The sequence below is a fragment of the Rossellomorea aquimaris TF-12 genome (assembly GCF_001648555.1).
Lineage (GTDB): Bacteria > Bacillota > Bacilli > Bacillales > Bacillaceae_B > Rossellomorea > Rossellomorea aquimaris.
Genome location: NZ_LQXM01000025.1, coordinates 279,839 through 291,220, shown reverse-complemented (window position 1 = coordinate 291,220; position 11,382 = coordinate 279,839). Strand labels below are relative to the sequence as shown.

Here is an 11,382-nt window from a genome sequence, read left to right as displayed (position 1 = left end):
CTTGCGGAAGATTCCCTACTGCTGCCTCCCGTAGGAGTCTGGGCCGTGTCTCAGTCCCAGTGTGGCCGATCACCCTCTCAGGTCGGCTACGCATCGTCGCCTTGGTGAGCCGTTACCTCACCAACTAGCTAATGCGCCGCGGGTCCATCTGTAAGTGGTAGCTAAAAGCCACCTTTCAACATTTCCTCATGCGAGGAAATGAATTATTCGGTATTAGCCCCGGTTTCCCGGAGTTATCCCAATCTTACAGGCAGGTTACCCACGTGTTACTCACCCGTCCGCCGCTGATATCAGGGAGCAAGCTCCCATCAATCCGCTCGACTTGCATGTATTAGGCACGCCGCCAGCGTTCGTCCTGAGCCAGGATCAAACTCTCCGATAAAAGTTTGAATAGCTCTTGTGTTACTTGTAAATCTAGAATTAACGTTGACGTTTCGTCTTGTTTTGTTCAGTTTTCAAGGTTCAATGTTTTGCGCACTTCGTTTGAAGCGACTTATATAATATAACATCTTTCGTTAGTTACCGTCAAGGTATTTTTACTATTTCACAAAAGTTTTTTTCGAAATAATTATGTAATGCCTTTTCGACAACAAATAATATTATACATACTTTTAAGCACTTTGACAATAGAAATATACAAAAAAAATAAACCATTATAATTGCGTTAAAATCCTGGTTTATTTTTTTGTATTCTAGTTTACTACCTCTGTAATAAAAATCTCATTTTGTTTGGATAAATCCAATAACTGTCCTGATTCTTGTATTTTTACAATTGGCTTTGTAAAGTAGTTTTCCTTCGTAAATACTACTTCTCCCTTTTCACCATTTGAAAGTTTAACAATTGTTCCAGTCCTTAGATCTCCTAACAATTGCAGCAATCCATTTACCACTTTAATATCAAATTTCCCAAACAAGTCTTTGCTTATCATGTCTAATACTTTAAAGATTGGTTGCTTGCTTCTATATATCCTTTCAGAGGTCATTGCGTGAAAAACATCTGCTATGCCGACAATTTGAGAAAATAAATGAATTCGTTCATTTTTTTCAGAAGAAGGATATCCTGTCCCATCAAATCGCTCATGATGCTGAAAAATTGCTAGTTTAGTTTCTGATTTTAATAGAGGAGTATCTTTAATCATTTTATAACCGTTTACCGTGTGTTGCTTTACCTCTTTGAATTCACTTTCTGTTAGAGGTTTTTCTTTTTTGAGAATGATTGTGCTTACCTTCGACATACCACAATCGGCTAATACTCCAGCAAGGGCTAATTGATTCACTTGTCCCTTATTCAATCCCAGTTTTCTGCCTAACATGGCACTCAAAATGCTGACAGCTACAGCATGGTGATACATATAGTCCTGCTTGTCAGAATATTGATTAAGAGAGTATAAATATTTAGGGTTCTTCTCAACGACTTGAATCAACGGTAACATTAGTTCTCTCATCTTAGCTACATTTACAGCCATTCCCGATTGCCAGTTAATGAATTCCTTCTTAAACTCTTGAACAGAGGGTAAATAAATTTCAATAAAGCTTTTAGAATTTCCCTCTTTAGTAGTGTTATCTTGATTTTCTTTCTTTGAAGAAGTTTGCATTGGCTTAAACAAGCTTCCATCTGCCTTTGTCTTCTCTACTAATAACTCTTTAATATTAAATGCTTGGAGAATTTTTATATGTTCTTCATTTAGCACTGTATTCTTTGGGATTATAGGACTTGTTCCCATTCCCATGATGTCTTCTTCTAAAATGCATCCAATTTGAGCTTCGTCTCGATATACTTTCAAACTTAAGCACCTCACATCAACCCTATGTCTATTAGTTTATTTTACCAAATTACTTTTATAATTGATGGTTTTTTTCAAAAAAAAAGCTATTTCTAGTATGGATTTTACTAGAAATAGCTTTTGAGTTGTTATTCTTCTGTATTGTCGCTATCGTGATCAACAGTTTCTTCGTTGATTTCAACTTCTTGCTCTGATCCTTCTAATTCTTCAGGTTCTTCTTCTTCTTCTTTCTCAACTTTAGCAACCGTAGAAACAAACTCACTTTCTTGAAGTCGAATAAGTTTAACCCCCTGGGTGTTACGCCCGGTTGTTGAAATACCATTTACATCCATTCGAATCAGGACACCATGAGCTGTGATAATCATTAGATCTTCTTCACCAGTAACAGCTTTTACAGAGACTAATTCTCCATTACGCTCGGTTACATTACATGTTTTCAGACCTTTACCACCACGGGTTTGGATTCTGTACTCACTAGCCGGAGTACGTTTACCGTAACCATTAACAGTAACGACAAGTACATCGTTTTTCTCTTCAAGTATTTCCATCCCAACAACGATATCGTCATCGCCAAGATTAATACCTTTTACTCCTGTGGCTGTTCTTCCCATAGAACGAACATCCGTTTCCGGGAATCGAATCAGCATACCTTTTTTCGTTCCAATGATCATATCTTTTTCACCATCTGTCAGTTTCACAGAGATGAGCTCATCATTTTCTCGAAGGTTGATGGCAATTAGACCGTTGGTACGGATATTGGCAAAGTCAGAAACCGGTGTACGCTTGGAAATCCCTTGTTTCGTTGTGAAGAATAAGTACCAATCATCTACAAATTCCTCTACTCGAATCATGGCATTGATCCATTCATCTTTTTCTACACCTAGTAGATTAATGATAGGAAGTCCTTTAGCTGTACGACTGAACTCAGGAATTTCATATCCTTTGGCTCTGTATGCTTTCCCTTTGTTTGTAAAGAAGAGAATGGTGTCATGGGTTGACGTTGTTAACAAGTGTTCAACAAAGTCTTCGTCATTCGTACCCATCCCTTGGATTCCTCTTCCCCCACGCTTTTGACTGCGGTAAGTCGAGACAGGAAGGCGCTTAATATAACCATTGTGAGTTAGGGAGACAACGATGTTTTCTCTTGGTATCAAGTCTTCGTCTTCTATATTTTCAATACCACCTGCAACAATTTCAGATCTTCTTTCATCGTTAAAGCGTTCTTTAATTTCAATCAGCTCTTCACGAATAATTTCAAGAACTTTTTCATCGTCAGCAAGAATGGCTTTTAATTCACTAATTAATTTAACTAATTCTTGATATTCTTCTTCAATCTTTTCTCTTTCTAAACCAGTTAAACGTTGTAGTCTCATATCAAGAATAGCTTGGGCCTGCTTTTCAGAAAGGGAGAAGTTTTCCATCAACCCTTGTTTAGCAAGCTCAGTGGTTTGCGATCCACGAATAAGAGCAATAATCTGATCAATGTGATCTAATGCAATTCGTAATCCTTCTAAAATATGTGCTCTGGCTTCTGCTTTACGCAGTTCAAACTCAGTTCTACGACGAATAACTATTCGTTGATGCTGAAGATAGTGATATAGACATTCCTTTAAGTTCAATACCTTTGGCTGCCCATCAACTAATGCTAATAAGTTTATTCCAAAGCTGGTTTGAAGAGCTGTTTGTTTATATAGATTGTTTAATAGAACATTTGCATTAGCGTCTTTTCTTACTTCAATTACGATACGCATTCCGTTTCTATCCGATTCGTCACGTAAATCTGTGATTCCATCAATCTTCTTATCACGAACTAGGTCAGCTATTTTTTCAATAAGTCTGGCTTTATTTACTTGATAAGGAATTTGATGAACAATAATCGTTTCTTTCCCATTGCTTCGTTCCTCAATTTCAACACGAGCACGCATAGTAATCGAACCCTTACCAGATTCATATGCACGACGTATTCCGCTTCTTCCAACGATTAATCCAGCTGTAGGGAAATCGGGCCCGTGAATAAATTCCATTAATTCTGGAATCGTAATGTCAGGGTCTTTACTCAATGCAAGAATTCCATCTATAACCTCTCCAAGATTATGAGGTGGAATATTTGTTGCCATTCCTACGGCGATACCAGAAGATCCATTTACTAGCAGGTTAGGAAAACGAGCAGGTAATACTTCAGGTTCTCTTTCTGTGCCATCATAGTTGTCTTTATAGTCGATGGTATCTTTGTTAATATCACGAATAAGTTCCATTGAAATCTTTGACATACGAGCTTCTGTATAACGCATTGCTGCCGCCGCATCTCCATCAACTGAACCGAAGTTTCCGTGACCGTCGACAAGCATGTAACGATAGTTAAAATTTTGTGCCATACGCACCATTGTGTCATAAACGGCTGAGTCACCATGTGGATGGTACTTACCGATTACTTCACCGACGATACGTGCTGATTTTTTGTAGGCTTTATCAGCCGTCATACCTAAGTCGTTCATCGCATATAAAATACGTCGATGTACAGGCTTTAAGCCATCACGAGCATCAGGTAGTGCACGAGAAACGATAACACTCATCGCATAATCGAGGAAAGATGAGCGCATTTCATTACTTATATTAATCTCTTTAACATTAGATCTTGGTGTTTCTGCCATAGTAAAAGGGACCTCCTTTTAAGAAAGATTTATACCTTTCTCATTCTTTGCCTTGTCCGCTATGTAAAAGACAGAATAGAAGACAAGCATCTATTCTGTTGCTTCACTTTTCTTCTTGTCCAGCTCCAGGGCTTAGAGGCTCGATGTCATAAGTCAATCCTGCCTTATGCTTGTCGCCTCTAACCAAAGCCCTTCCACATTTCTTTAAATATCCAAGTTTTTCACGTAAGCTGCATTTTCTTCAATGAAGTTACGTCTTGGTTCTACTTTATCACCCATTAAGATTTCAAAGGTTTCGTCTGCTTCAATAGCATCTTGCAGGCTTACTTGAAGCAAGGTTCTTGTTTCAGGATCCATAGTTGTTTCCCAAAGCTGCTCTGGATTCATCTCACCAAGACCTTTGTAACGTTGAATTCCTGGCTTAGGTGTTGGCGAAATTTCTGCAAGAATACGATCCAACTCTTTATCATTGTATGCATACTCAATCTTCTTACCTTGCTGTATCTTATACAACGGTGGCTGAGCGATGTAAATATAGCCTGCTTCTATAATCTGTCTCATGTATCGATAGAAGAACGTTAATAATAGTGTTCTAATGTGAGCACCATCAACGTCGGCATCGGTCATGATAACAATCTTGTGATATCTGGCTTTCGCTAAATCAAAATCTTCACCAATTCCTGTGCCCAGTGCTGTGATAATAGCACGAACCTCGTTGTTTGAAAGAATTTTATCTAAACGGGCTTTCTCTACGTTAATGATTTTTCCTCGTAATGGAAGGATTGCCTGGAAATGTCGATCTCGACCTTGTTTAGCTGATCCACCGGCTGAGTCTCCCTCAACTACGTAAATTTCACTAATACTTGGATCCTTCGATGAGCAATCGGCCAATTTACCAGGTAAGCTTGATATTTCTAAAGCACTTTTACGTCGAGTTAACTCTCTCGCTTTTTTCGCAGCTAAACGAGCACGTGCTGCCATAAGTCCTTTTTCCACTACTTTTCTAGCCACGACTGGATTTTCAAGTAAGAACGTTTCTAAATGCTCTGAGAATAGGGCATCTGTTATCGTTCTTGCTTCCGAATTTCCAAGTTTTGTTTTTGTTTGTCCTTCAAACTGAGGGTCAGGATGTTTTATGGAAATAATCGCTGTTAATCCTTCTCGAACATCTTCACCAGAAAGATTAGCATCATTATCCTTAAAAACATGATTTTTACGGGCATAGTCGTTAATAATTCTAGTTAGAGCTGTTTTGAATCCAGATTCATGTGTTCCACCTTCATGAGTATGGATATTGTTCGCGAAAGAATAAATATTACTTGCAAAGCCATCATTGTATTGAATGGCAATTTCAACTGTAATATCATCTTTCTCTCCCTCAATGTAGATTGGTTCTTCATGAATGACTTCTTTAGAACGGTTTAAATGTTCAACATAGGATTTAATTCCGCCCTCGTAAAAATAATCTCTTCTTTTACCTTCTCCACGCTTGTCTTCAATACTAATTTGAATTCCTCTATTTAAGAAAGCTAGCTCACGAATACGGTTTGCCAACGTATCGTAGTCATATTCAATGGTTTCAGTGAAGATCTCAGGATCGGGTGTAAAGTGAATGATCGTTCCTGTTTTATCTGTTTCACCAATTACTTTCAGATCGAAGCTCGGAACACCTTTTTCGAATTTTTGATAATAAACTTTCCCGTCACGATGAACGTTTACTTCAAGTTCAGTAGATAAGGCGTTTACTACGGATGCTCCAACACCGTGAAGTCCACCGGATACTTTGTATCCTCCTCCACCAAATTTACCACCAGCATGAAGAACCGTCATGATGACCTCTACGGCAGGACGACCCATTTTTTCATGAATACCAACTGGAATACCACGTCCATTATCGGTAACGGTGATACTATTATCTTCTTCAATAATGACTTCAATTTCATTACAGTGGCCAGCAAGAGCTTCATCAATACTATTATCAACGATTTCCCATACTAGATGGTGCAAACCTCTTCCACTTGTAGACCCGATGTACATTCCTGGTCTTTTACGAACGGCCTCTAATCCTTCTAAAACCTGAATCTGATTTTCATCATAGGATTGACCTTGTGCTTGTTTTTGGTCCATAGCCATATCGATTCACCTACACTTTCTAACCTTCAGGGCTTTATATTCTATAATAAATTCTCATAGTTTGAGTATTTCTTTGATCGCTTCTTTAACGTACTTGATGCTAATGGTGAAAGATACAATTGATTAAACGTAATCACAAGAGATTTATATGAACCCTTTGCAAGATTACAAAGGTGTTTTTCTTTATTTTTCAAAAAATGCTGAATTTCTTCTGAAAATTGTACGGTGTCTCGATCAATAATTGCGATGATTTCATCTGTTCGAACCATGACATCTTCTCCAACATGAATGTACAAGGAAACACCTCATTTCAGTCTTTTCATTGATCCCGCTTCTACTTCAAAGGTTGTGGCTTCATTCAAGGTTTGATGATCAATACCATCTACGTTTGTAGTTGTAACAAAGGTTTGAACTTTTCCTTGAATGGTATTTAATAAATGTGATTGACGATAATCATCTAATTCTGATAGTACATCGTCTAATAGTAGAATGGGATATTCTTTTATTTCAGAATGGATTAACTCAATTTCAGCAAGCTTAACAGATAGAGCTGTTGTTCGTTGTTGTCCCTGAGATCCAAATGTCTGAACGTCTCGATCATTAACGATAAATTGAAGGTCATCCCGATGAGGTCCGATCAGCGTTACCCCTCGATCAATTTCTCTTTCTCGAATACCATCGAATTTCTGTTGATATATATCTACCATTTTTGACCATTCTTGATCATCTGATACCTCTAAAGACGGTTTATATCTGATTTCCAAGGTTTCTAAGTTTCTTGAAATTCCAGAATGAATTGGTTTTGCCCAGCTTTCAAGTAATTGAACAAATTCAAATCGCTTTTTTGTTATTTTTACAGCGACTTCAATGAATTGTTCTGTTAAAACATCCAGCATCGTTTGATCTTTTTGTTTTCTAGTTTGTAACAGTTTCAAATAATGATTGCGCTGCTGTAATATTTTCTGATAAAGGCTGATATCATGTAAATAAACAGGAGAGACCTGACCAATTTCCATATCAATAAAACGGCGCCTAACTTGTGGGCTGCCCTTTACCAGATGGAGATCTTCAGGCGCAAACATCACGACATTCATATTCCCAACGTATTGACTAAGCTTCTGTTGTTCAAGGTGATTACTCTTGGCTCTCTTTCCCTTTTTCGAAAGAATCAGCTCTAAAGGTAATGCGCCATTATACTTTTGAATCCTACCTTTTATTTTAGCATATTCCTCGTCCCAACGGATTAAATCTTTATCATTTGATGTCCGATGAGATTTAGCCATAGCCAGGACATAGATGGATTCCATAATATTCGTTTTACCTTGAGCATTTTCACCCAGGATGACGTTTACTTTATTTTCGAAATTGACTTCAATCGATTCGTAATTACGATAGTTTTTCAATTCTAATTGTTCAATGTACATGGAAATAACACCCTTTATTATTCTCCCGCAACAACAAAGACTCCTACCTCTGGAATTTCAACTTTGTCACCAATCGAAAGCTTTCTGCCTCTTCTTTGGTCTTGCTCTCCATTTATGTAAACTTCATATTCACTTAGGAACCATTTCGCCATTCCACCAGACTGAATCACTTCAGCCAGCTTCAAGAATTGTCCCAGAGTGATGATTTCCGTTTCAATTGTGATCTGCTTCGCCACTAAAATCACTACTTTCCGTATAAGTCTCTAATATCTTATTTTACTCTAAACTTGGTTAAGTCACAACTAATGATAATGAATGCTGTTTAGTAAGACTTGGAACTGTTTTTTAAAAGCTGTTTTCGGAAAGATATTGTTACTATTTTCGAGAAGAAACTAGTAGTTGACAAACAAAAAGCAACCTCATAAAAAAAGCCAATGCCTTTCTCTTCTAGGCATTGGCTTCTGAAATAATAATTAATACGTTCTTACAGGTAGGATTAATTGAAGGATTGAATCATCATGTAGAGGTTTTAAGACGAAAGGTCTCATAGCTCCAGTGAAATTCACGTAGATTTCAGTTCCTTCAATGGCTTTTAGTGCATCCATCATGTATTTTGCGCTAAAGGAAATCTTCAAATCTTCCCCTTCAACTGATTCACTCTGAACCTCTTCTATAACTTTACCAATCTCTGGTGTATTGGAGGAAATTTCAATGATTCCACCTTCAAGGGTTGAAAGTTTAACCACGTTATTTCTTCCTTCTCTTGCTAATAGAGAGGCACGATCAATTGCTTGTAAAAATTCTTTCGTGTTAAGAGTAAGCTCCGTTTTTGTATCAGAAGGGATCAGACGGCTTGTATCAGGATAATTCCCTTCTAGTAAACGAGAGAAGAATAAAAGATGCTTTGCTTTAAATAAAACTTGGTTTTCAGTGATGACGATTTCTACCGGTTCATCTGTATCATCCAGAATTTTATTTAACTCATTTAAGCTTTTACCTGGAATAACAATATTGTAAGACGCATCGTGAATTGTTTCGATTGGAGCTTTTCTCATTGCTAGTCGGTGACTATCTGTTGCAATACAGCTTAATTCCCCGTCTGCAATCTGGCAGTTTACACCTGTCAAGATAGGGCGTGTTTCTGAGGTGGACACTGCGAATACTGTTTGTCTAATCATTGTTTTTAAAAGATCCGTAGAAACTTTAATTCCGTTTCCTTCTTCAATTTGAGGAAGGTGTGGATATTCTTCTGGATCCAAACCATTCAAATTGAATTCTGCTTTACCAGAGCGAATCACGGTTTGAAAATGATTTTGAACTTCTATTTCAACAGTATCCTTCGGTAATTTCTTTACAATTTCACTGAAAAACTTCGCTTGAAGGACTATTCCACCATTATCCATTATTTCAACGATTTCTGAGCCTTCTTCTTCCTTAGGAATAAAGGATTCAATTGAAATATCTGAATCACTTCCAGTTAAGGTTACACCTTCTTCAGTAGCGATAATTTTAATTCCTGTAAGAATGGGAATCGTCGTTCTTGATGTTACGGCTTTCATTACATCTTGAACACTTTGAACAAGAGCCTCTCTTTGAATAACAAATTTCATGATTTTTTCCTCCAATTTGCACATAATTTTATGGACTGAAACATATATTAATAATTTATTTAAAATAGTAATAGTACTAGTAGGGCCTGTTGATATGTGGATAAGTGTGTGAATCGAACGGAAACACAGCCTATCCACATGTGGACAGACTGTGTGCTAGTTGGTGTTAGTTATCAACAGTATTCACTTATCGGTTGTACTAATTATTTTAAAGAATCGCGAATTTCTTTGAGTTGCTGCTGAAGTAAAGCATCTGCTCCGAGCATTGTACTAATTTTTTCATGAGCATGAATGACCGTAGTATGATCTCTTCCTCCGAATTCTTCCCCAATTTTAGGGAGAGAAGAATCCGTCATTTCTCTAGAAAGGTACATAGCAATCTGTCTAGGAAAGGCTATGGATTTCGTACGCTTCTTCGCTTTGAAATCTTCAAGTCTGACATTGAAGTGCTCTCCAACTACCCGTTGAATTTCTTGTATGGTAATGACCTTAGGCTTTGAGCTTGGAATAATATCTTTTAATGCTTCGGCTGCAAGATCAGCATTTATATCTTTATTAATCAGAGAAGAGTAAGCAACTACTCGAATTAATGCTCCCTCTAACTCACGAATATTAGAATCAATTTGATTGGCAATATAAAGCATGGCCTCATTAGGAATATCTAATCCTTCTGCCTTTGCTTTTTTTCGTAAGATTGCAATCCGTGTCTCGAGATCTGGAGGTGTAATGTCTGTAATTAGTCCCCATTCGAATCGAGAACGAAGTCGGTCTTCTAATGTAGGAATCTCCTTTGGAGGACGATCACTGGAAATAACAATTTGTTTGCTTTCTTCATGCAATGTATTAAAGGTATGGAAAAATTCCTCTTGAGTTTGCTCTTTTCCAGCTAAAAATTGAATATCGTCTATTAATAAAACGTCTACGCTTCTATATTTATTACGAAAGTCTACGGCTTTATTATCACGAATAGAGTTAATGAATTCATTTGTGAATTTTTCAGAAGACAAATACACCACTTTAGCAGCTGGATTATGCTCTAATACATAATGACCGATAGCATGCATTAAGTGAGTTTTTCCCAAACCAACTCCCCCATAAATGAATAAAGGGTTGTAGGCTTTAGCCGGTGCTTCTGCTACAGCTAAGGAAGCTGCATGGGCAAATCGGTTTCCGGATCCGATAACAAATGTGTCAAAAGTATATTTAGCATTCAACATATTTTGATTTAAATCTTGATTATCATCATCTTTTAAAGATTTTTTCGGTGGTACCGGAATATCAAACTCTTCTGGTTCCTGGTTTTGAGGAATAATAAATTTTACAACGAGTTCTTCGCCTGTAATATCATATAAAACCCCAGAGATTAATTGAGAATACCGTCCTTCTAACCAATCTCTAGCAAATTCATTTGGAGCTGTAATGACAAGAGTATCCCCTTGAATGGAATGAGCCTTCGTCGATTTCAACCAAGTATCAAAACTAGGTTTACTGATTTTCTTTTCGATATTTTCCAAGGCTTTACTCCAAAGATCTCCGATATTCTCCAAGTATACTCCCTCCTTTTCTCTTTTGTATAACTTCTGTACAACATATACGTCGGATAAACGTTCTTCATTCTCTCTATTTAATAAAAATACAATTTAATGAATGTGGAAAATATATATAATAAGGAAAGAGTTTGGTTTTTCGACAATATCCACCACCTGTGGACAACGTTTTACAAACCATCTGAATAAGTTACCCACACGATATCCACATTTTGTGGATAAATCAAATTCAT

Annotated in this window: 8 protein-coding genes and 1 rRNA gene; all 9 read right to left on the bottom strand. The window is 37.3% G+C overall.

The annotated features are described in order from the left end of the window. Positions 1-382 (bottom strand): 16S ribosomal RNA (locus IQI_RS20820); the annotation flags it as partial. Between the two features lie 310 nt (positions 383-692). Next, on the bottom strand, positions 693-1,784 hold the full coding sequence (locus IQI_RS07980) for an HD-GYP domain-containing protein (RefSeq protein ID WP_064092111.1): 1,092 nt from the start codon (positions 1,782-1,784) through the stop codon (positions 693-695). 128 nt (positions 1,785-1,912) lie between these two features. Continuing rightward, entirely contained in the window at positions 1,913-4,435 is a 2,523-nt protein-coding gene (gyrA, locus tag IQI_RS07975; RefSeq protein ID WP_064092110.1) for a DNA gyrase subunit A, read from the bottom strand. 204 nt (positions 4,436-4,639) lie between these two features. Beyond that, positions 4,640-6,562: a DNA topoisomerase (ATP-hydrolyzing) subunit B gene (gene gyrB, locus IQI_RS07970; protein WP_064092130.1), complete on the bottom strand. Its 1,923-nt coding sequence runs from the start codon at positions 6,560-6,562 to the stop codon at positions 4,640-4,642. 47 nt (positions 6,563-6,609) lie between these two features. Beyond that, positions 6,610-6,864 carry an extracellular matrix regulator RemB gene (gene remB, locus IQI_RS07965; RefSeq protein WP_064092109.1) on the bottom strand — a complete coding sequence of 85 codons (255 nt, stop codon included), beginning with the start codon at positions 6,862-6,864 and terminating at the stop codon, positions 6,610-6,612. 9 nt (positions 6,865-6,873) lie between these two features. After that, positions 6,874-7,992: a DNA replication/repair protein RecF gene (recF, locus tag IQI_RS07960; protein ID WP_064092108.1), complete on the bottom strand. Its 1,119-nt coding sequence runs from the start codon at positions 7,990-7,992 to the stop codon at positions 6,874-6,876. Between the two features lie 17 nt (positions 7,993-8,009). Beyond that, positions 8,010-8,228 (bottom strand): S4 domain-containing protein YaaA, encoded by a 219-nt coding sequence (gene yaaA / locus IQI_RS07955; protein ID WP_064092107.1) that lies wholly within the window; start codon positions 8,226-8,228, stop codon positions 8,010-8,012. 237 nt (positions 8,229-8,465) lie between these two features. Beyond that, complete coding sequence (gene dnaN / locus IQI_RS07950; RefSeq protein WP_064092106.1) at positions 8,466-9,602, bottom strand: DNA polymerase III subunit beta; 1,137 nt, start codon at positions 9,600-9,602, stop codon at positions 8,466-8,468. Positions 9,603-9,805: 203 nt separating this feature from the next. After that, the gene (dnaA, locus tag IQI_RS07945) at positions 9,806-11,149 is read right to left on the bottom strand and encodes a chromosomal replication initiator protein DnaA (protein ID WP_064092105.1); all 1,344 of its coding nucleotides are present in this window, start codon (positions 11,147-11,149) and stop codon (positions 9,806-9,808) included. Between the last annotated feature and the right edge of the window lie 233 nt (positions 11,150-11,382).

Bases quoted from the DNA above. Each gene is read 5' to 3' on its own strand.
- gyrA (WP_064092110.1), bottom strand. From the start codon at position 4,435: ATGGCAGAAACACCAAGATCTAATGTTAAAGAGATTAATATAAGTAAT.
- gyrB (WP_064092130.1), bottom strand. From the start codon at position 6,562: ATGGACCAAAAACAAGCACAAGGTCAATCCTATGATGAAAATCAGATT.
- recF (WP_064092108.1), bottom strand. From the start codon at position 7,992: ATGTACATTGAACAATTAGAATTGAAAAACTATCGTAATTACGAATCG.
- dnaN (WP_064092106.1), bottom strand. From the start codon at position 9,602: ATGAAATTTGTTATTCAAAGAGAGGCTCTTGTTCAAAGTGTTCAAGAT.